The sequence below is a fragment of the Flavobacterium plurextorum genome (genome assembly GCF_024638035.1).
Classification (GTDB): domain Bacteria; phylum Bacteroidota; class Bacteroidia; order Flavobacteriales; family Flavobacteriaceae; genus Flavobacterium; species Flavobacterium plurextorum.
In genome coordinates this window covers 1497133-1518728 of sequence record NZ_CP100442.1, presented here as the reverse complement: position 1 = coordinate 1518728, position 21596 = coordinate 1497133, and the positions used below count along the sequence as shown (strand labels likewise).

The 21596-nt window shown below is 32.8% G+C and carries 21 protein-coding genes; 14 read left to right on the top strand and 7 right to left on the bottom strand.

The genetic code is table 11. The features are described from left to right. Nucleotides 1-34 precede the first annotated feature (34 nt). From fbaA to NLG42_RS07010, 3 genes are all read left to right on the top strand, one after another. The gene (gene fbaA / locus NLG42_RS07020; RefSeq protein ID WP_089057437.1) at nt 35-1102 is read left to right on the top strand and encodes a class II fructose-bisphosphate aldolase; all 1068 of its coding nucleotides are present in this window, start codon (nt 35-37) and stop codon (nt 1100-1102) included. 108 nt (nt 1103-1210) lie between these two features. Continuing rightward, complete coding sequence (gene accD / locus NLG42_RS07015; protein ID WP_089057436.1) at nt 1211-2065, top strand: acetyl-CoA carboxylase, carboxyltransferase subunit beta; 855 nt, start codon at nt 1211-1213, stop codon at nt 2063-2065. Nucleotides 2066-2364: 299 nt separating this feature from the next. Next, on the top strand, nt 2365-2766 hold the full coding sequence (locus NLG42_RS07010; RefSeq protein ID WP_257683343.1) for a helix-turn-helix domain-containing protein: 402 nt from the start codon (nt 2365-2367) through the stop codon (nt 2764-2766). A gap of 192 nt (nt 2767-2958) precedes the next feature. Here NLG42_RS07010 and NLG42_RS07005 read toward each other — a convergent pair whose 3' ends face one another. Beyond that, entirely contained in the window at nt 2959-4206 is a 1248-nt protein-coding gene (locus tag NLG42_RS07005) for an ABC transporter permease (RefSeq protein ID WP_099717623.1), read from the bottom strand. Between the two features lie 166 nt (nt 4207-4372). Between NLG42_RS07005 and purH the strand changes: the two genes are divergently transcribed. From purH to rodA, 6 genes are all read left to right on the top strand, one after another. Next, nucleotides 4373-5899, top strand: coding sequence for a bifunctional phosphoribosylaminoimidazolecarboxamide formyltransferase/IMP cyclohydrolase (gene purH / locus NLG42_RS07000; protein WP_257683342.1), 1527 nt, complete (start codon nt 4373-4375; stop codon nt 5897-5899). A gap of 56 nt (nt 5900-5955) precedes the next feature. Further along, nucleotides 5956-6984 (top strand): rod shape-determining protein, encoded by a 1029-nt coding sequence (locus NLG42_RS06995; RefSeq protein ID WP_007804822.1) that lies wholly within the window; start codon nt 5956-5958, stop codon nt 6982-6984. 109 nt (nt 6985-7093) lie between these two features. Continuing rightward, complete coding sequence (gene mreC, locus NLG42_RS06990; RefSeq protein WP_089057432.1) at nt 7094-7924, top strand: rod shape-determining protein MreC; 831 nt, start codon at nt 7094-7096, stop codon at nt 7922-7924. Continuing rightward, nucleotides 7917-8423, top strand: a complete 507-nt coding sequence (locus NLG42_RS06985; RefSeq protein WP_089057431.1) for a rod shape-determining protein MreD — start codon at nt 7917-7919, stop codon at nt 8421-8423. Before mreC ends, NLG42_RS06985 begins: the two co-directional genes overlap by 8 nt. Next, nucleotides 8420-10384, top strand: a complete 1965-nt coding sequence (gene mrdA, locus NLG42_RS06980) for a penicillin-binding protein 2 (RefSeq protein ID WP_089057430.1) — start codon at nt 8420-8422, stop codon at nt 10382-10384. The genes NLG42_RS06985 and mrdA overlap by 4 nt, the downstream gene beginning before the upstream one ends. A 15-nt stretch (nt 10385-10399) precedes the next feature. Beyond that, entirely contained in the window at nt 10400-11635 is a 1236-nt protein-coding gene (rodA, locus tag NLG42_RS06975; RefSeq protein WP_089057429.1) for a rod shape-determining protein RodA, read from the top strand. 341 nt (nt 11636-11976) lie between these two features. Here rodA and NLG42_RS06970 read toward each other — a convergent pair whose 3' ends face one another. The 6 genes from NLG42_RS06970 to xrtF form a co-directional block, all read right to left on the bottom strand. After that, nucleotides 11977-12657: a DedA family protein gene (locus NLG42_RS06970; RefSeq protein ID WP_089057428.1), complete on the bottom strand. Its 681-nt coding sequence runs from the start codon at nt 12655-12657 to the stop codon at nt 11977-11979. Between the two features lie 134 nt (nt 12658-12791). Beyond that, entirely contained in the window at nt 12792-13133 is a 342-nt protein-coding gene (locus NLG42_RS06965; RefSeq protein ID WP_089057427.1) for a heavy-metal-associated domain-containing protein, read from the bottom strand. 24 nt (nt 13134-13157) lie between these two features. After that, nucleotides 13158-15164, bottom strand: coding sequence for a TonB-dependent receptor plug domain-containing protein (locus NLG42_RS06960; RefSeq protein ID WP_089057426.1), 2007 nt, complete (start codon nt 15162-15164; stop codon nt 13158-13160). A gap of 104 nt (nt 15165-15268) precedes the next feature. Continuing rightward, nucleotides 15269-15667, bottom strand: a complete 399-nt coding sequence (locus NLG42_RS06955; RefSeq protein WP_257683341.1) for an HYC_CC_PP family protein — start codon at nt 15665-15667, stop codon at nt 15269-15271. A gap of 47 nt (nt 15668-15714) precedes the next feature. Beyond that, the gene (locus NLG42_RS06950) at nt 15715-16161 is read right to left on the bottom strand and encodes an exosortase F system-associated membrane protein (protein WP_099717625.1); all 447 of its coding nucleotides are present in this window, start codon (nt 16159-16161) and stop codon (nt 15715-15717) included. After that, nucleotides 16151-16687 (bottom strand): exosortase family protein XrtF, encoded by a 537-nt coding sequence (xrtF, locus tag NLG42_RS06945; RefSeq protein ID WP_257683340.1) that lies wholly within the window; start codon nt 16685-16687, stop codon nt 16151-16153. The genes NLG42_RS06950 and xrtF overlap by 11 nt, the downstream gene beginning before the upstream one ends. Nucleotides 16688-16758: 71 nt before the next feature. Here xrtF and NLG42_RS06940 point away from each other — a divergent pair, with 71 nt between their 5' ends. The 5 genes from NLG42_RS06940 to NLG42_RS06920 all read left to right on the top strand — a co-directional run bounded on the left by NLG42_RS06940 (nt 16759) and on the right by NLG42_RS06920 (nt 21523). Next, nucleotides 16759-17214 carry a GAF domain-containing protein gene (locus tag NLG42_RS06940; protein WP_089057422.1) on the top strand — a complete coding sequence of 152 codons (456 nt, stop codon included), beginning with the start codon at nt 16759-16761 and terminating at the stop codon, nt 17212-17214. A 36-nt stretch (nt 17215-17250) separates the two neighbouring features. Further along, complete coding sequence (locus tag NLG42_RS06935; RefSeq protein WP_257683339.1) at nt 17251-18198, top strand: energy transducer TonB; 948 nt, start codon at nt 17251-17253, stop codon at nt 18196-18198. A gap of 98 nt (nt 18199-18296) precedes the next feature. Next, nucleotides 18297-18563, top strand: a complete 267-nt coding sequence (rpsO, locus tag NLG42_RS06930) for a 30S ribosomal protein S15 (protein WP_089057420.1) — start codon at nt 18297-18299, stop codon at nt 18561-18563. A 177-nt stretch (nt 18564-18740) separates the two neighbouring features. Then, nucleotides 18741-20876: a polyribonucleotide nucleotidyltransferase gene (locus tag NLG42_RS06925; protein WP_257683338.1), complete on the top strand. Its 2136-nt coding sequence runs from the start codon at nt 18741-18743 to the stop codon at nt 20874-20876. Between the two features lie 254 nt (nt 20877-21130). Beyond that, nucleotides 21131-21523, top strand: coding sequence for a hypothetical protein (locus NLG42_RS06920; protein WP_089052534.1), 393 nt, complete (start codon nt 21131-21133; stop codon nt 21521-21523). Nucleotides 21524-21596: the final 73 nt, after the last annotated feature.

The window sequence follows — 21596 nt, the reverse complement described above, 5'->3', positions numbered from 1 at the left end:
CTAAAAACTAAAAACAACTATAAAAAAAATTACAATGGCACACAATATTAAACCCGGAGTAGCTACAGGAGATCAAGTACAGGAGATTTTTAATTATGCGAAAGAAAAAGGATTTGCTTTACCTGCTGTAAACGTTACAGGATCTAGTACAATTAATGGAGTATTAGAAACTGCAGCAAAATTAAACGCACCGGTTATCATTCAATTTTCTAACGGAGGAGCACAATTTAACGCTGGAAAAGGTTTATCTAATGCAGGCGAAAAAGCAGCAATCGCTGGTGGAATCGCTGGAGCAAAACACATTCACACTTTAGCTGAGGCTTACGGTGCAACTGTAATTTTACATACTGACCACTGCGCAAAAAAATTATTGCCATGGATCGATGGTTTATTAGATGCTTCTGAAAAACATTTTGCAGAAACAGGAAAACCATTATTTAGTTCTCACATGATCGATTTGTCTGAGGAGCCAATCGAAGAGAACATCGAAATCTGCAAAGAATATTTAGCTAGAATGAGCAAAATGGGAATGACATTAGAAATCGAACTTGGTATTACAGGTGGTGAAGAAGATGGCGTTGACAACTCAGACGTAGACAGCTCAAAATTATATACTCAACCAGAAGAGGTAGCTTACGCTTACGAAGAATTATCTAAAGTAAGCCCTAAATTTACAATTGCTGCTGCTTTTGGAAACGTTCACGGTGTTTACAAACCAGGAAACGTAAAATTAACTCCAAAAATCTTAAAAAATTCTCAAGATTTCGTTCAAGACAAATTCAAAACTGGTCACAATCCAGTAGATTTCGTTTTCCACGGAGGTTCAGGTTCTACACTTGAAGAAATTAGAGAAGCTATTGGATACGGAGTTATCAAAATGAATATCGATACTGATTTACAGTTTGCTTATACTGAAGGAATCCGTGATTATATGGTAAACAATATTGAGTATTTAAGAACTCAAATTGGTAACCCAGAAGGAGCTGATGTTCCTAACAAAAAATATTATGACCCAAGAAAATGGGTTCGTGAGAGCGAAGTAACATTCAATGCAAGACTTGAACAAGCTTTTGCTGACTTGAATAACGTAAATACGCTTTAAAAAGTGATCAGTAACAGTTTTAAGTATTTAGTTCATAATTGAATACTTAAAACTGATTATAAAAACTGAACACTGAAACTGATTACTGAACACTGAATACTAGAACAAATGGCTTGGTTTAAAAGACAAGAAAAAGGAATTACGACCGCGACAGAAGATAAAATGGACGTTCCGAAAGGATTGTGGTACAAATCTCCTACTGGAAAAATTATTGATGCTGACGAATTAGCAAGAAACTTATTCGTAAGCCCTGAAGATGATTTTCATGTTCGAATTGGAAGCGCAATCTATTTTGAAATTTTATTCGACAACAACGAATTTGTTGAGTTAGACAAAAACATGACATCAAAAGATCCTTTGCATTTTGTTGACACAAAAAAATATGCAGAAAGATTGAAAGATGTAATGGAAAAAACTCATCTTAAAGACGCTGTACGTACGGGAGTAGGAAAATCTAAAGGAAAAGAACTTGTAATTTGCTGTATGGATTTTGCTTTTATTGGTGGATCTATGGGAGCTGTTGTAGGTGAAAAAATCGCAAGAGGTATTAATCACGCAATCAAAAACAAACTGCCTTTTGTAATGATTTCTAAATCTGGTGGAGCTCGTATGATGGAAGCTGCTTATTCTTTAATGCAATTAGCAAAAACTTCTGTAAAACTAGCTCAATTAGCTGAAGCAAAATTACCTTATATCTCACTTTGTACAGATCCAACAACGGGTGGAACAACTGCATCTTACGCAATGTTAGGAGACATCAACATCTCTGAGCCAGGCGCTTTGATTGGTTTTGCTGGACCGCGTGTTGTTCGTGACACTACAGGAAAAGATTTACCAGAAGGTTTTCAAACGGCTGAGTTCTTATTAGAGCACGGTTTCTTAGACTTTATCACGCCTAGAAAAGAATTGAAAGATAAGATCAACTTATACATCGATTTGATTCAGAATAATGATATTAGATAGTTTTCGGACTTTCTAAAAACACAAAATCCCAAGAATTACTTCTTGGGATTTTTTTTATTTTAAACCATTTAAGTCTTATAAATACATTTTAATCATCCTGCAAGTTTTTCAAAACCTTGCAGGAAAGTAAATAAATTGTTTGTTTCTATAATTCAACAATACTTGTCTGAAAAATTGTATTTTTGTTTTCCAATAATAGTTCTATCCCAAACGAACTATTAAAAAATGTATCTTACAGAAACGGACTTGTTTTTTACCTAACCCACTTTTTATTAAAGCATTATAAATATCTTTGAATTATGAACACAGCAACAAAACAAAACCATATAGGACGAAAAATAAGCCGTATTCGCGAACTTAAAGATATGAAGCAGGAAGCTCTCGCTCAAGCTTTAGGAACGTCTCAACAAACTGTATCTGCAATAGAAAATAGCGAAACCATAGATGATGCAAAACTTGAAGAAGTAGCAAAAGCACTTGGAGTAAGTGCTGAAGCCATTAAAAACTTTACCGAAGAAAATATGATTAATTATTTTAATAGTTTTTATGACAACAGCACCAGCACTGGAATAAATGGAATGTTCAATCCAACGCATTGTACATTCAATCCATTAGATAAAGTTATTGAACTTTATGAGCGTATGCTTCAATCAGAAAAAGAAAAAGTTGAATATTTGGAGAAATTATTAAAAGAAAAATAGGATTTTCAATCCGTTGTGATATAAAAAAATCCCAAGAATTACTTCTTGGGATTTTTTTTATATCATACTGCAAAATATATGATTAAGGAATTTTAAAAAATAAGATCTCAACTTCTTAACATCTTAAAATCTCAGAACCCAAAAAACCTTTGCCTCTTTTTTCTCTCTGAACCTTTGAACCTTAAAAAAGACCTACATTCCTGTTCTAATTGCTTCAACAGGATCTAAATTTGCAGCTGAAATTGCAGGTAAAATTCCTGAAATTAATCCAATAAGTGCCGCTAAAGTTGTTCCTAATACAATATTTCCAAAACTCAAGACAAATTCAAAATCGAGTGCTTTTGTCAAAATAAGAGCAATTCCCCAAACCATCAATAAACCAATAATCCCGCCAATTACTGAAAGAATTATAGCTTCAAATAAAAACTGAAATAATATGAATCTGTTTTTTGCTCCCAATGATTTTTGAATCCCAATTAAATTCGTTCTTTCTTTCACTGAAACAAACATAATATTCGCAATTCCGAAACCGCCGACTAAAAGAGAAAATCCGCTGATAATCCAGCCTACAACATTCATCTGCCCCAGAATTCCGTCGATAAAATCAGTAAAACCAGAAAGAACATTTACAAAGAAATTATCCATCTCTCCTGCTTTCATTCCTCTAGTTGCTCGAAGTTTTTGTGCAACTTCAGCTTTATAAGCTTCCATATCAATGCCCTTCTCTGGTTTCAAAACAATTACCGGAGTCATTGCATCGCTGTCGCCATACATTTTACGCAAAAAATTAGCAGGCAGATAAACTGAAGTATCATTACTATCTCCAAAAAAACCTGCACCTTGTTTTTCAATTACACCTATTACAGTAAAACGCTGACCATAAAGTCGTATGTTTTTACCAATAGGATCACTGCTTCCAAAAAGTCCTTCGGCAATATCATATCCTAAAACAATTACAGCTGTTCCTGAATTCGATTCAGATTCATTATAAAACCTTCCTTTATCAAAACTCAATCCATCAATATCGACCATTTCACTTGACGACGGCACAATATTCACATCACTGACAGTTTTTGAATCGTATTTTAAACTTTCATGATTTACAAAAAGCTGGTAAGCAACCTGATCTGTATTATTAAGTGAATTTTTTAAAGCGATATATTCATCATACTTCACATTTGGAAACTGCTCTCTCTTCCATTGCGGAATTTCGGAAGGCCCAAAACAGTATTTCATTAAATAAATCGTATTTTTATCTAAACTGCTCAAATCTTTTGAAATTTTTCTATCCAAAGAATCAACAGCAGCTAAAACAGCGATAATTGAAAAAATACCAATAGTAACGCCTAAAAGCGACAATAAAGTTCGTAGTTTATTATTTCGCAGAGCGCTTATAGCAAAGCTTAAACTTTCTTTTAATAATCTTAGATAAAGAAGCATATAGTAGTATTTTTCAACAAAGTAAAATTCAATAATTTAAAAACAAAAACCTAATAAAAGTTAACTTACTCATCAGTAGATTTTTTTAGCATAATGTTACATTAATTTTCTTTAAAATAATATATAAAAAAACTACTTTTGCAGTCTCAAAAATCATAACTACACAATGAGCACAACTAAAAAAATACAATCGGCATTAATTTCTGTTTTTTCTAAAGATGGATTAGAACCAATCGTTAGAAAATTACACGAACAAAATGTTACACTTTACTCTACTGGAGGAACTGAAGATTTCATTAAAAACCTTGGTATTCCTGTAGTTCCTGTTGAAGACATTACTTCTTTCCCAGAAATTCTTGGAGGACGAGTAAAAACTTTACACCCAAAAATTTTTGGAGGAATCTTGAATCGTCAAGATAATGAAAGTGATGTTCAACAAATGAAGGAATTTGATATTCCGCAGATTGATTTAGTAATTGTTGATTTGTATCCTTTTGAAAAAACAGTTGCTTCTGGTGCAAGCGAGCAAGATATTATCGAGAAAATTGACATTGGCGGAATTTCATTGATTCGCGCTGGAGCAAAAAACTTCAAAGATACTGTCATCGTTGCTTCTGTTAATGAATACAGTTTGCTTTTAGATATGATTACAGAACAAAATGGCTCTACAACTCTTGAAAACAGAAGATTGTTAGCTACAAAAGCTTTCCACGTATCTTCTCATTATGATGGAGCTATTTTTAATTATTTCAATACAGACGAAACTATCTACAAAGAAAGCATTGACAATGGTCAGGTTTTAAGATATGGAGAAAATCCACATCAAAAAGGCTTTTTCTTTGGCGATTTTGACGCAATGTTCAATAAAGTTCACGGAAAAGAGTTATCATACAATAACTTACTTGATGTTGATGCTGCAGTAAATTTAATTGCTGAATTCAAAACTGACGGACCAACATTTGCAATTCTTAAACACAATAATGCTTGTGGTTTAGCGTCAAGAAAAACAATCAGCGAGGCTTATTTAGCTGCTTTAGCTTGTGACCCAACTTCTGCATTTGGAGGAGTTTTGATTTCAAACACTAAGATTGATTTGGAAACTGCACAAGAAATCAACAAATTATTCTGCGAAGTAGTTATTGCTCCAGCTTATGATGATGAAGCAATTACAGTTTTACAAGAAAAGAAAAACAGAATTATTTTAGTCCAAAATGAAGTTGAATTACCTTCAAGACAAGTTAGAACATGTCTTAATGGTTTGTTAATTCAGGACAGAAATAATATTACAGATAATAAAGAGCATTTAAAAACCGTTACAATTACAGAACCTACTGCTCAAGAGATAGAGGATTTGATTTTTGCATCAAAAATTTGCAAGAACACAAAATCAAATACTATTGTCTTTGCAAAAAACGGAACTTTAATTTCATCTGGCACAGGTCAAACGTCGAGAGTTGATGCTTTAGTTCAAGCAGTTGACAAAGCAAAAGCTTTTGGATTTGATTTAATAGGCGCTTCTATGGCAAGCGACGCATTTTTTCCATTTCCGGATTGTGTAGAATTAGCCAAAAAAGCAGGAATAACTGCTGTAATTCAGCCAGGAGGCTCAATAAAAGACGAATTAAGTATAAATTATTGCAATGAAAATAATGTTGCAATGGTATTTACAGGAACTCGTCATTTTAAACATTAATTTGTTTAACTTTGTTCGATAAATAATTTATAACATTTTAAACCCCTAAAAAACTTATGGGATTTTTTGATTTCATGACCGAGGATATTGCGATAGACCTTGGTACCGCAAACACTTTAATCATACATAATGATAAAGTTGTTATTGATAGTCCGTCGATCGTTGCACGTGATAGAATATCAGGCAAAATCATTGCTGTTGGTAAAGAAGCCAATATGATGCAAGGTAAAACGCATGAAAACATCAAGACCATAAGGCCTTTAAAAGATGGTGTAATTGCTGATTTTGATGCTTCGGAAAAAATGATCAACATGTTCATTAAAAGCATTCCTGCATTGAAAAAAAGAATGTTTACTCCAGCTTTACGTATGGTGGTTTGTATTCCTTCTGGTATTACTGAGGTTGAAATGAGAGCGGTAAAAGAATCTTGTGAAAGAGTAAACGGAAAAGAAGTTTACTTAATTCATGAGCCTATGGCTGCCGCAATTGGTATTGGTATTGACATTATGCAGCCAAAAGGAAACATGATTGTCGATATTGGAGGTGGTACAACAGAAATTGCTGTTATCGCTTTAGGCGGAATTGTTTGCGATAAATCTGTAAAAATCGCAGGTGATGTATTCACAAATGATATCGTTTATTACATGCGTACACAACACAACCTTTTTGTAGGAGAAAGTACTGCCGAAAAAATAAAAATTCAAATTGGAGCGGCTATCGAAGATTTAGACGGTCCACCAGAAGATATGTCTGTTCAAGGTAGAGATTTACTTACGGGTAAACCAAAACAAGTAGATGTTTCTTACCGCGAAATCGCAAAAGCATTAGACAAATCGATTCAACGAATTGAAGATGCTGTAATGGAAACATTATCTCAAACACCTCCTGAATTAGCTGCAGATATCTACAATACAGGTATTTATTTAGCTGGTGGAGGATCTATGTTAAGAGGTCTTGACAAGCGTATTTCTCAAAAAACAGATTTACCTGTTTACATTGCAGAAGATCCTTTAAGAGCGGTTGTTCGTGGAACTGGAATGGCACTTAAAAACATTGCAAAATTTAAAAGTATCTTAATCAAATAAGATTCAAAATAGTAATCAATTTACTTTTATTAGAGTCAAATTTCACTATTTGACTCTAATAAAATTTGAAACCAAAAGCATATCCTGAAACAAAATAACCAAACAAGAAATGCAGCAAATTTTTAATTTCATTTTAAGAAACAGTAATCGATTACTGTTTTTGCTGCTTTTAGGTATTTCGTTGACGCTCACAATTCAGTCACACTCCTATCACAGAAGCAGAGTAATCAGTTCCGCAAATTTTTTAAGCGGAGGCGTTTACGAAAGAATCAATCACATCAACGAATATTTGAATTTAAGATCTGAAAATGATGAACTTGTACTTGAAAATGCAAGATTAAAAAGTCTTTTATTCAACAAAGAGGATACTACCAAAATACCTTTGGCCGATAGTATAAAAGGAGTAAAACCTGCAGATATTATTGTATCAAAAGTAATTCACAACTCTTATAATACTCATGAAAACTATATCACCTTAAACTCTGGAGCAAACGATGGAGTTAAGCAAGATATGGGAGTAATTAACAGTTTAGGGATTATTGGAGTTGTAGATAATACATCGCCGAGATATTCGACTGTTGTGAGTATTTTGAACATGAAATCTCAAATTAATGCTAAAATCAAAAAATCAAATCACTTTGGTTCTTTAACTTGGGATGGAAAAAGTACTGGTTTTGTTCAACTTGAAGACGTTCCAAGATTAGCTTCTATTAGAAAAGGCGACACCATTGTTACCGGCGGGCAATCAGTGATTTTCCCTGAAGGAATAAACATTGGAACTGTAGATAAAATTTACATCAAAAAGAACACAAGTTACTATGTTATAAACGTTAAACTATTTAACGATATGACAAATCTAGGACATGTTTATATTATCAAAAGTAAGGACAGAGAAGAACTTATTAATTTAGAAAACAAAAACAAGGAAAAAGATGAATAGCGCTTTATTAGTCAATATTCTTCGTTTTATTATTTTACTAGCAATTCAGGTTGTTATTTTCAATAATATGAATTTTTTAGGGTACATAAGTCCCTTCCCATATATCTTGTATATTATATTATATCCTGTGAACAGCAATAGAGCAGGATTAATTATTTCTAGTTTTTTATTAGGATTGATGATGGATATGTTTTGTAATTCTGGCGGAATTCACGCAACTGCTTGTGTAATTCTAGCCTATTACAGGCCTTATATCTTTAAATTTTCATTCGGTTTAAGTTATGAATATCAAACTATTAAACTAAATGAATCTTTAACACCCGAAAGGTTTTCATTTATTCTAGTATCTGTTTTATTGCATCATATTATACTATTTACATTAGAAGCTTTTCAATTTAAATTTATACTAGACATTTTACTGCGAACCTTGTTCAGCACCATTTTTACAATAATCACTTCAATTATAATAATTTATCTTATTAAGCCCAATAAACGATGAGAAAAGTTCTGCTGCCCTCTTTAATTATTATTGCAGCATCTTTGCTAGTAATGCGGATATTTTATCTGCAGATCATTGATGATTCGTTTAAATTGAAATCAGAAAACAATGCCATTAAAAAAGTCTATGATTATCCAGAAAGAGGATATATCTATGACCGAAATGGCAAATTACTGGTTGCCAATCAGGCTTCTTACGATATCATGGTAATTCCTAGAGATATTAAAGAAAATCTGAATATTCCAGAGTTTTGCGCCTTACTAAACATTACTCCCGAAGATTACGAGAAAAGAGTTGCTAAAGCAAAAGTTTACAGTCCACGATTACCATCAGTATTTTTAGCGCAGTTAAATAAAAATGAATTTGCTGCTTTCCAAGAGAAAATTAGGAAATACGAAGGTTTTTATTTTCAAAAACGTTCTCTTCGTGATTACGAAGTCGATTATGGCGCCAACATATTTGGTTTTATTACACAAGTAAATGAGGCTTTAATTGCAAAAAACCCTTATTATAACAGTGGTGATTTAATTGGACAGCAAGGTGTTGAACAAAGCTACGAAGAAGTTTTACGCGGTATAAAAGGTGTAAAATACATTCAGAAAGACAAATACAACCGTGAAATCGGCTCTTATAAAGAAGGTAAATACGATACGATCGCTGTTGCAGGAGAAGATATTAATTTAACTATTGATGCTGAACTTCAAAAGTATGGCCAAGAGTTAATGATTAATAAAAGAGGAGGAATTGTTGCTATCGAACCTAAAACAGGAGAGATTTTAGCATTAGTAACCGCTCCGTCATATGACCCAGGAATCCTAGTTGGAAGACAACGTTCTAAAAACTATACTCTTTTATATCATGATTCGATTGCAAAACCGTTGTATGACAGAGGACTTTTAGCCGAGTACCCTCCTGGTTCTCCGTTTAAAATTTTAACTGGTTTAGCAGCTCTGCAAGAAGGCGTTATCAACGAACAAACTACTTTTATGTGTCATCATGGATTTAGTTATGGACGTGGCCGCTTTATGAAATGTCACGGATTTGGACCTCATCAATTGCATAACGGTATTTATAATTCCTGCAACACTTACTTTGCTCAAGCATACATGTTAACTATTAACAAATATGCAAATCCAGGTAAAGCTGTAGATGTTTGGAGTGACCATATGAGAAGTTTTGGTTTAGGTCAATTTATGGGATATGATTTACCAACAGGAAAAAGAGGTAATATCCCAAATTCTAAAACCTATAAACGAATTTATCCTAACGGAGGCTGGAGAAGCACAACAATTGTTTCGAATGCAATTGGCCAAGGAGAGGTTTTAATGACACCTATTCAGCTTGCGAATATGATGGCAACTGTTGCAAATCAAGGATACTATTACACGCCTCATATCATTAAAAAAATTGAAGGTGAAAAAATTGATCCAAAATTTACAACTAAACACACTACTTCTATTGACCAAAAATATTTTCCGCCTGTTATAAGCGGTTTATTTGATGTGTACAATAAAGGTACGGCACATGCCTTAAGAGTTGAAGGAATTGATATTTGCGGAAAAACGGGTACAGCTGAAAACTTTGCAAAAATTAACGGTAAAAGAACACAGCTTAAAGACCACTCTATTTTTGTTGCATTTGCACCAAAAGACAATCCAAAAATCGCGATTGCGATTATGATTGAAAATGGAGGTTTTGGAGCAACAGTAGCTGGTCCGATTGCGAGTTTAATGATAGAGAAGTATTTAAGAAAAAAAATAACGAGAACTGATTTAGAGATTCGTGTTTTAAATAAAAGTTTAGCGAGCGAATATGCCAAACTAGGAGGAATGAGCGAAGCTAGTAAAATCGAATCTACACCAAAAGATTCCATTTTAAAAGCTAAAATTATTACCCCAAAAACGACAGCTCCAAAAACAGAAGTTAAAAAAACAACAATAGACACTACTAAAAAGAACTAAGAAAGATTATTTCAAATGAAAAATCAAAGTGTAAAAAATAACATTGACTGGATAAGTGTCTTTATCTATATTGCATTGGTAATATTAGGGTGGCTGAATATTTATTCGTCATCACTATTATCAACGGATGGAACTTACCAAAAGCAATTAATCTTTATTGGATGTACTATTCCTTTAATTTTTGTTGTGCTTTTTGTTGATGGAAAATTTTACGAAAAATATGCCAGTATAATATTTGGAGTATCTCTGTTATCATTAGCCGGATTGTTTCTTTTTGGAAAAACTATTGCAGGACAAAGATGCTGGTACGCTATTGGAAGCTTCACTTTGCAGCCATCTGAGTTTGCAAAAGCTGCTACATCATTAGCATTAGCTAAGTATTTAAGTGACACACAAATTAACCTTAAAGAAACGAATAGACAGTTGCAGGCATTAGCAATCGTTTTTTTACCAGTAATGCTGATTCTGCCTCAACCCGATCCTGGAAGTGCATTAATATATAGTGTTTTTATCCTTGTTTTATTTAGAGAAGGACTTCCTTCTTGGTACGTTTGGACAGGTTTTATCACTATCCTTTTATTTGTATTAACTCTTGTTTTAGAGCCCTATGCCGTTATTTTGATTGCGTTAGGAGTACTTATTATTATACATTTTAAAGGACGAGCAGTAGATCGAAACATTATTTTAAGCGCTATTTTATTAGCAGTAATGTCAGGTTTCGTACTTTCTGTTGATTATGTATTTGATAACGTTTTTAAACAACACCACAGAGACCGTTTCAATATTCTTTTAGGAAAAACTGTAGATATGAAAGGTATTGGTTATAACACCAACCAATCTGAAATTGCAATTGGATCCGGAGGATGGATAGGAAAAGGCTTTTTAGAAGGCACACAAACTAAAGGAGGATTCGTTCCTGAACAACATACCGATTATATTTTTACAACTGTAGGTGAAGAATGGGGATTTGCTGGTTCTTTAGTAGTTATTTTACTTTTTGTGGGCTTATTTTTGAGAGTAATTTATTTAGCTGAAAGGCAAAAAACCAAATTCAGCCGTGTTTATGGTTATTGTGTTGCAGGAATTTTATTCACCCATTTCTTTGTAAACATTGCCATGGTTATTGGAATTTTCCCAACCATTGGAGTTCCTCTACCCTTCTTTTCGTATGGAGGTTCTGGTTTATGGGGATTCACTATTTTATTATTTATTTTCTTGAAGATGGATGCCAATAAAGTAAATGAATGGTAAGATTTAAGTCTTCCATTTTTTTAATCTCAAAATACCAAACGTAGAAATATCTTCTATTTCAACAATAAAAAATTAATATAAACTGCAACTCAGCTTTTTCAAACTGATTTGCAGTTTTTTTATATCATCACTTTATAACTATCAGTAGTTTCTAGTACTGAGACATAATGCACCATCTCTATTTCTTTGATTAAACCCAAGCAAACAAAAAAACACGATCTTCTATACTTGTATTGTCGTTCCAAGAATGATATCTTATAGAGTAATCTTCATGCGTTAATTAGAGACATAAAAAAAGTCCGAAGTTTAAACTTCGGACTTTTTTTATTTATAGATTTTCTTTAGATTTTCTCAGCTGGTCTTTTCTTTAAAAGCTTAACCAAAACCGGGAAAGTAGAAATGACAACAATAATAATGATAATGTATTCAATATGGTGCTTTAAATCAATTCCTTGTTTCAAGAAGACACCGTATAAATAATGTCCTGCAAAAATCAAGATAAACGACCATAAGAAAGAACTTAAAATATTGTAAAACATGAATTTCTTTTTATCCATAGAAACTATCCCTGCAACAATTGGCGCGAAAGTTCTAAAAATTGGCAGAAAACGAGCATAAATAATTGCTTTACCACCATATTTTTCAAAGAAATCTTTTGACTGCAACAGGTATTTCTTTTTAAACCAAAAAGAGTCTTCTTTCTTAAATAAGTAATAACCGCTTTTGGCACCAAACCAATAACCTGTCATATTACCCAAAACCCCCATTACAGCAACTCCCAATGCAAGCAAAAATACATTTAAAAAGTCGCCTGGAATATATGCCACATTTTGAATTAAGTCACGGCTGTAAATACCTGCTAAAAAAAGTAAACTATCTCCTGGCAGAAAAAAGCCTGCGAAAAGTCCTGTTTCAGCATAAACTATAAACAGAACAATAAATAACCCAATTTCAAAACCTCCGATATTTAAAGTTATATAAAATTCAGGGTTTATTAACTGTGTCCAATCAAAATTATTCATAAAAAGAATTTGGTTATACTTATAAGTTCGTGAAATTAACAATAAATTGTTTTAACCACAATTAAATGCCATATTTTAAAGATAAATTAACTATTGAAAAGCCCAAGGTTCACTTGGGCTTTCAAAAGGCTCTGTTATTCTCTCACATACTTGCAGCAAGAATGCAAAGCTTCATAATCAGCATCTGTTGCTTTAACTTCTTTTGTGTCATGCCCAACCTTTGCAATAGCAGCATTTAAATCTGCTGTTGATGATTTCTCTTCGTTTAAAATCACAGCAAGTTGATGTGAACCAATATCCCAAGTCGCCGTTTTTACACCTGGCACATTATAAGCCGCTTTTTCAATACGTTTTTTGCACAGTTCGCAGCTGCCGTTAACCTCTGTTGTGTATTTTAAATTCTTATTCTTTTTAGATTGTGCCTGAGCTGAAAAACCTAAAAAAACCATCATTGCAATTAATACGATATTTCTCATTTTATTTATTATTTATATTAAAATTTATTTTATTCTAAAACGTAATCCAGCGTAGTACATTTGCCCAAAAATTGGCGCATACGCAATAGAAGCATCAAAATTTGGTCCAAAAGGATCATTGGCACCTAAAATTGCTTTTTCTTGTTTATAATTTCCAATGTTTTCACCACCTACATATACTTCAAATACAGGAGAAAAAACTCGTGTTACTTGAACGTTCATTACTGCATAAGAAGGCGAATAATTAGGAAATTGATCGGCAGTTGGATTTGATGCCGTATAAGGTAATTGCTGTTTACCTGACCAATTGAAAGTGTAATCGAATTTCCATTGCTTGTTATTATTCAAATTAGTTTCATATTCAAGATTCCCTAAGAAACGATGTTTCGCTTGAAGGGGACGTTGAAATGTACCTCTCAAATAATCTGTTTGAATATCATAATATTTATAAGCTGTTCTTAAATTTAAATTATGAATCAGCTCATAATTAAATTCAACTTGAAGACTGTTCGCAAATGAACTTCCTTTTAAATCATAAAACAAAACTTCTTGCGGACTCTGCATTAGGTCAACAACTGCCTGATTCTTAAAATCGGTACGATAAAGATCAAATCCTGCTTCTGCATTTTTATTGAAAAGACGGAATTTTTGTGAGAAACTAACACCGTAATTCCAAGCTATTTCGGGGTTTAAACCATAGATTTTCCCGCCGTTATCTAGAATCGAAAATGTTCTTGAACTCGCAAAAAGCTGCTGATTCTCTGCAAAAATATTAGCCGAACGTTTTCCTCTTCCTGCAGAAAAACGAACTACTCCATTTTTCCAAGGGTTATATCTCATATGTAATCTAGGTGTTACAAAAAAACCAAGTCGATTATGATTGTCAACTCTTCCTCCTAAAACCAAACTAAAATTATCAGTATTATCATAAGTATACTCGAAGAACGCCCCAACTGAATTATCTATACGGCTGTAATCATTTACATTTACAAATTCCTGATATTGATCGTAAGTAAAATTCAACCCTGTTGCAAATTTATGCATCGTATTGCTGATAATCGAATTGAAGATTAAATTAGAGTAAAAACTATTCTGCTTAATATTGTATTGATTTAAGCCAAAATAAGAGTTTTGATTATGAGTATTGAAAGCGTTTTGAAAACCAATACTTTGATAAGGCATGTCTTTAAAAACATATCCAACTTTTGTAGAAACATCAAAACGCTCTGTGTTGATCTCTGATCCCCAGTGATTTTTTGTTCCACGATCTGTATCCTTGTCAAAATCCAATTCGCCGGTTTGTTTTTTATCATTCATATATCTAAAATTGATAAAACTAACAAAGCCGCTTTCTGGATTAAAATATTGATAACGATTTAAAACATTGATTTGTTTCCCCAGCGGATTATCTAAAAATCCATCGTTATTCATATCATTTTTAGCAACGCGCGCATTTCCATGAACAAATAAACTAGTTGCCCATTTATCGGATATTTTTTTATTAAAATGAGTATTTAGTTCAAAACGCGCATCGGTAGATCCGTAAAAGTTTAAAAAGAAAGGATCGTCATTTAACGGTTTTAAAAGCTCTGTATTTATTTGTCCCGAAATACTTTCAAAACCATTTACAACGCTTCCTGCTCCTTTTGTAATTTGAACACTTTCGATCCATGTTCCCGGCGTAAAAGATAATCCGTAAGCCTGAGAGGCACCACGAACTGAAGGAACGTTTTCCTCAGTAATCAACAAATAAGGACTCGTTAAGCCCAGCATTTTTATTTGTTTAGTTCCTGTTAAAGCGTCCGAGAAATTAACATCAATTGATGGGTTAGTTTCAAAGCTTTCTGCCAAATTACAGCAGGCCGCTTTTAAAAGTTCTTTACTTGTTATTAATGATGTATTTGCGGTAAGAGTATAAGACTTTTTAAGTCCTTTTTGCTTTTTTGTAATTTTTACTTCCTCAAGATTTTCCTGCGAAAATGCAGAAACAGAAAGCAATAACATCACAAAAAGCGTGATATTTTTTTGCATAAAAAAAGATTTTAATATTATTTAGAAATTTCTGTTTTAGCTTCGACAAGAAACAATAAAACAGGACACAACAAGCCAGAAAGGCTTGATTCTAAATATTAAAATCAGGAATAAAAAATATATTGATTATATAATTTAAATAAAGGGGGCGCATTAGCATCAGAATAATAAGAAGTAATCTGATTGCTTTTGAAATTTGGAATAGACAAAAATACAATTGGGTCATATTCTTGAATTACAGCAGGCGTTATAAGCTGAAAAAAGAAAACTTTGAAAGTTGCATTGTCAGATTTTTTCTCAAAATGAACAACTTTGTCTTTACAACAAGATGATTTTTCTTCTTTTGTTTCACAACATTTCTTTTGCGGTGTTGCAGAAGCAGTAGTATTTAAAGATACTGAAGCTACCTCTCCTCCACAATAATGCACATCAAAAGCAAAACCTGCGTTGGAAACCAACAACAAGAACGCTAAAAATAATACTGTGCACTTTTTTAAATTCATACTGCAAAAGTATCCAAAAACTCTCAGATTAAAAACTTAATAAAATGTTATTTTTTTAAATTTTGAAGCTGATAATAAAATGCAGGAATAAATAACAATACTAACAATGGCTGAATAATAAATCTTCGCACATAAAATAAAGCCCAACTGCTATCTTGAAAATATTGAATAATTATAAAGAACATTGAAAAAAGAACTAGAAAAAAAAACAAAAACAAATAACCCGTAAACTTTAGAATTTCTAAATCTTTAAACAATACATAAATAAGCATTAGAGACAAAACTGTATTTAGAGCAAAACGAAACAGCAAATTGCAAAACAATCTAAAAACATCAACATTAGGAAATGGTGCACCGCTGAAATCAGACTCGAAATACTGCAAAAAAGGATCGTAAAACAAAGACGCTTCTAAAGCTCGTATTAACACAAAGCATAATACAATAATGATGGAAGCGAATATTTTAATTCGATGCTCTTTAAATCTATTTAGCATATTTAGAAAATTTGTTTACCCAAACAAACCATAAGATAAAAACAGAACTGTAGATAATCAACGGAAAAAGAACTCCATGTAAAAAATGAGTGTATTGAGAAAAATGAAATAACAAAACCGTTAATACTGCAATTCGCAAAACATTCAAAATGTAAATTAATGTAACTCCAAACAAACCATAAAGCAGTGTCGTCTTGAATTTTCCTGAAAATGCAATTATAAAGGAAACAAAAAGAATCATAATACTTACAGCATTACAACCTTCAATAATACGAACTACATGTTCATTATTTAAAAAAACTTCTAACCAAGAATCTGAAGAATTTCCTTGAACTTCTACATCATAATTAAATCCCTTCAATACTTGTTCAACATTGCGGCCAACAAAACTGGTGATTCCGTCAACTTCATAAACTTTAAATCCGTCCAAATACACTTTGTACAATAATGTTAATGCAATATAAACGAAAAAAAAAGTGCTCAAAAAAACTAAAAAAGGCTTGAACTGGATTAAATATTTTTTCAACGGATTTTTTTTTCAAATTTATATATTTTTTGAGTTCAGCTTTAAATACTTTTGTATAAAATTTTCAAATTATGACTTTTCAAGAATTACAACCAAAAATAAGTGCTATAGTATCTGACAATAACCTTGTTAGAGACGAAAAACTGTTGGCAATCTGCCAATTATTAAATGAAAATGTAGAATATTACAACTGGGTAGGTTTTTATTTTGCAAACCATGAAAACAAAACACTGCATTTAGGCCCATATGTAGGCGCTGAAACTGATCATACTGTAATTCCTTTTGGGAAAGGAATTTGCGGACAAGTAGCGGAAAGCAATGCTAATTTTGTTGTGCCAGACGTAAAAGCACAGGATAATTATATTGCATGCAGTTTTACTGTAAAATCTGAAATTGTAGTTCCGTTGTTTGTAAACGGAATAAATATTGGGCAAATAGATATTGACAGCCATGTTATTGATCCATTTACTGAAGCTGACGAAAGATTTTTAGAATTTGTAAATCAAGAAGTCGCTGCTTTATTTTAAGAAACCATTTAAATCAAACATTTGCCTTAAACTTTTATGAAACGATTTCTACATCTTTTACTATTTCTTTTTACTGTGGCAAATATGTTTGCTCAAAACACTATTTCGGCTAATAAATTAATTTATCTCGACTCTTTGTGGACGCCAAGCTCTCCCGAAAATTACAAATACACAAGACTCGTTGTAGGTTATTATTCTGAAAAAAAAACCTATGTCTACAAAGACCATTATAAATCTGGTGCAATAAAATATATTGCAAATACTACAGATAAAGATGTCATGATAAACGAAGGCCAATCTGTTTCATATTATGAAAATGGAAATAAAAAAACCACAGTATCATATGTCAATGCCAAAAAATCTGGAAGAGAATTTAATTGGTATGAAAATGGAGATTTAAAATCTGAAATTGAATATACAGTAGACAAAAAGGGAAAAGTTGAGCGTAAAATCAATAATTTTTGGAACCCACAAAAAGAACGAATAGTTATTGACGGAAATGGAGACTATGCAGATAAAACCGAAAACTACGAAGAAGAAGGCAAAATGAAAAACGGTCAGCCTGATGCTGATTGGAAAGGAAAAGACTTAAAGAAAAAGTTAAGTTTTATCGAGAAATATGAAAATGGAAGTTTAATTTCGGGAGTAACAACCGATTCTTTAAACGTAGAACATTTTTACACCACAAAGCAACAGCAGCCTGCTCCTAAAAAAGGAATCAATTCTTTTTATAGTTATGTTGCAAAAGCAATGCGTATTCCTGCAGAAGCAAGAAATAAAGTTTCGGGAAAGATCTATATGACTTTCATTGTAGATGAAGAAGGAAATTTAGTTGAACCAAAAGTTATAAAAGGTGTTGGTTACGGATTGGATGAAAATGCAATTAAACTCATTAATGAGGCTCAAAAATGGAATCCAGGGATATACAGAGGTATTCCAACGAGAGTTCTTTATAAGCTTCCAATAACAATAATTACAAAATAAGATTCAATACTATTTATTTTTCAAAAAAAAGTTGTATTTTTGCACCCGTCTTACAAAAGTTGTATTGACATACATAAAAATCATTAAATAATATTGGAATGTATTTAAGTAAAGAAAAGAAAGAAGAGATTTTCGCACAACACGGTGGTGCAACAAACACTGGAAGCGCAGAAGGTCAAATTGCATTGTTCACTTACAGAATTAGTCACTTAACTGAACACTTGAAAAAAAATCGTCACGATTACAACACTGAGCGTTCTCTTGTACTATTAGTAGGTAAAAGAAGATCGTTGTTAGATTACTTGAAAAAGAAAGAGATCAACAGATATCGTGAGATTATCAAAGTATTGAATATCAGAAAATAATCAATATAGAAAAGAGGTGCGAGAGTGCCTCTTTTTGTTTTTTACAGAATTGTATTTAATTACAAGCATTTATAAGAAAAAAAGTTTGGTTTTTCATTGGGTTTTAGAAACAACAACTACACACAACAACAACTACAACACAACTAAAACCCATTGTATAACCAATAAGGAAAAATTATGATTCCACAATTATTTGTAGAAAAGATCGATTTAGGTGATGGCAGAAGCATCACAATCGAGACGGGTCGTTTAGCAAAACAAGCTGACGGTTCGGTAGTAGTAAGAATGGGCGACACAATGATTCTTGCAACAGCAGTTTCAGCTCGCACATCAAACCCTGGCGTTGATTTTTTACCATTAACGGTAGATTACCGCGAAAAATTTGCAGCAGCAGGTCGTTTTCCAGGAGGTTTCTTTAAAAGAGAAGCACGTCCAAGCGACAGCGAAGTATTGACAATGAGATTAGTTGACCGTGTTTTACGTCCGCTTTTCCCAGACGATTACCATGCTGAAACTCAAGTTATGATTCAATTAATGTCTCATGACGAAACTGTTATGCCGGATGCTTTAGCTGGTTTAGCTGCATCTGCAGCATTAGCTGTTTCAGATATTCCATTTTACAACTTAATTTCTGAAGTTCGTGTTGCACGTATCGATGGAAAATTAGTGATCAACCCAAGCAGAGAAGAATTAGAAAAATCTGATATCGATATGATGATCGGAGCTTCTATGGATTCTGTAGCAATGGTTGAAGGTGAGATGAAAGAAATTTCAGAAGCTGAAATGATCGAAGCTATTAAATTTGCTCACGAAGCTATCAAAGTTCAAATCCAAGCACAATTACGTTTACAAGCTGCTTTTGGTAAAAAAGAAATTCGTACTTACGAAGGTGAGAAAGAAAACGAAGAAATTTACAAAAAAGTAAAAGCTGCAGCATACGATAAAATTTATGCTATTGCAAAAGTTGGTTCAGCTAAACACGAAAGAGGCGCTGCATTTGCTGAAGTAAAAGAAGAAGTAAAAGCTTTATTTACTGAAGAAGAATTAGCTGCTGATGGTGATTTAGTTTCTAAATATTTCTACAAAACAAACAAAGAAGCTGTTCGTAACGTAGTTTTAGAATTAGGTGTTCGTTTAGATGGTAGAAAAACTACAGACATCAGACCAATCTGGTGTGAAACTGATTATTTACCAAAAGTTCACGGTTCATCTTTATTTACTCGTGGAGAAACTCAAGCTTTGGCTACAGTAACTTTAGGAACTTCTAGAGAAGCTAACCAAATCGATTCTCCATCTGAGCAAGGTGAAGAGAAATTCTATTTACACTATAACTTCCCTCCTTTCTCAACTGGTGAAGCAAAACCATTAAGAGGAACTTCAAGAAGAGAAGTTGGTCACGGTAACTTAGCTCAAAGAGCTTTAAAAAATATGATTCCTGCAGATTGTCCTTATACAATTCGTGTTGTTTCTGAAGTTTTAGAATCTAATGGTTCTTCTTCTATGGCAACAGTTTGTGCTGGAACAATGGCTTTAATGGATGCTGGAGTTCAAATGGTAAAACCAGTTTCTGGTATTGCTATGGGATTGATTACTGACGGAGAGAAATTTGCTGTATTGTCAGATATTTTAGGTGATGAAGATCACTTAGGAGATATGGACTTTAAAGTAACTGGAACTGCTGACGGTATTACTGCTTGTCAAATGGACATCAAAATTGATGGTTTACGTTATGACATTATGGAGCAAGCTCTTGCACAAGCACGTGATGGACGTTTACATATTTTAGGAAAATTAACTGAAACTATCGCAACTCCAAGAGCTGACGTAAAAGCACACGCGCCAAAAATCATTACTAGAACTATTCCTGGAAACTTTATTGGAGCATTAATTGGACCTGGTGGAAAAGTAATTCAAGAATTACAAAAAGCTACTGGAACAACTATTGTAATCAACGAAGTTGATGAGCAAGGTGTTATCGAAATTTTAGGTACAGATCCTGCTGGAATTGAAGCGGTATTGGCAAAAATCCAATCTATCACTTTCAAACCTCAAATGGGAGAAGCTTACGAAGTGAAAGTAATCAAAATGCTTGATTTTGGAGCTGTTGTAGAATATACTGCTGCACCTGGAAATGAAGTATTGCTTCACGTATCTGAACTAGCTTGGGAACGTACTGAAAACGTTGCTGACGTAGTTAAAATGGGAGATATTTTCCAAGTGAAATACTTAGGAGTTGACCCTAAAACTAAAAAAGAAAAAGTGTCTAAAAAAGCACTTGTTCCAAGACCTCCACGTGAGGAGAAAAAAGAGTAATCAGATCTTAGTTTACTAAAGGTTTATTCATAGAAAACCCCGATTCATTTAGTTGAATTGGGGTTTTTCGTTTTTTACCCCATAACTAATCCAGTTTCATAATTGCCTTTTCAATAAAAAAGTCACGCTCATAAATATTTTAATGAGCAAAAAACAAAAACAAACTAAAAAACACCTCTTTTTTCTCACTTTATTAAAAGAAAAAAAATATCTTTAACTACCAATAACAAATAATTAATCCTAAAACCATAATTATGGCCTATAATGTAATACAAAACACCAGAATTAATTCTCAAGATTTTATTTTTTTAGATCCAAAAAATGTTACTTATCCGGTTCCCCCTTTAGTTTCAGTAAAATTATATGAACCAAATGGAGTACCTACCTTAAAAATTAGAGCTACATTATACATCAATTCTCTAGACCCGAACAATCCAACTGTAGAAGAACCTACTGAAATTGAAGATGCTCTACAAGTTTATTTTGATTACGATTTCTCTGAAGAAACACCAGAAAGCTGCGACGTTTGGTACGTTGAATTAGATTATACCTCAGATACTGTAACCAATATTACAGAGGTAGTTTCATACTTAAAAGACATTGATCCTGAAACTTCGCGAGGAACAAAAACAGGAGTTGGCAGTTAAAAACATAAATAAAACAATATGGCGCAGCAATTTATTTGCTCGCCATATTTTAATAATATCAACTAAAATATTG